We start from the raw sequence: 749 nt of genomic DNA, 5'->3' as shown, positions 1-749 counted from the left end.
AAACTCCTCGCGGCGATCTGGTCCGGCAAGTCGAGCTATGAAGCCGAAACGGTGATCAACAATGCGGAAGGCCGGCAGCTGGTCGTTTTATACAATGTCGCTTTCCCCGCAAATCGCCCGGCTCTCGACATGGTCTTGATCAGCATCATGGATGTCACGGCGAGACGAGAAGCCGAAAACCAGCTTCATGCAGCGCGAACGGAGTTGGCGCATGTCGCCCGCGTGGCAACGCTTGGCGAGCTGACAGTATCGATCGCTCATGAACTCAATCAGCCTTTGGCCGCCGTGGTCACCAACGGAGGAGCCGGCTTGCGATGGCTCAGACGGGACGTACCGGACCTTGAGAAAGTTCAGTCTTCGATGGAAGGGATGATTGCCGATGCACAACGTGCCAGCGACATCATCAAGAACTTGCGGGCTCTATCGGTGAAGGCACCTCCGAAGCCGATACATGTCAACCTGAATGAGGTTCTCGATGAGACGGTGGCGCTTGTTCGACGCGAAATCGACATCAATCAGGTAAGCTTGCGTTTCGATCTTGCAGCCGATCTCCCGGAGGTCAGCGGTGACCGGGTACAACTGCAGCAAGTAATCCTGAACCTGCTGTTAAATGCCATCCAGGCAATGGCACATGTGGCTGGCAACACCCGGAAGCTGCTTATAGAGACGTTTGCCGACGAACGAGCGGCTCTCGTGAAAATCCACGACAATGGCCCCGGCCTGACGCCTGAAACCCGAAAGAAACTGTT

The 749-nt window shown here is 56.1% G+C and carries 1 protein-coding gene; it reads left to right on the top strand.

Annotation, left to right across the window (positions count from 1 at the left end; genetic code table 11):
• Positions 1-749, top strand: a 749-nt coding sequence (locus LB462_RS30940) for a sensor histidine kinase (RefSeq protein ID WP_304610465.1), incomplete at both ends; no start/stop codon positions are given.

The sequence above is a fragment of the Phyllobacterium chamaecytisi genome, from assembly GCF_020164455.1.
In the GTDB taxonomy this organism is placed as follows: domain Bacteria; phylum Pseudomonadota; class Alphaproteobacteria; order Rhizobiales; family Rhizobiaceae; genus Phyllobacterium; species Phyllobacterium chamaecytisi.
The sequence above is the reverse complement of the archived record's forward strand: the minus strand, read 5'-3'. Positions and strand labels throughout refer to the sequence as shown.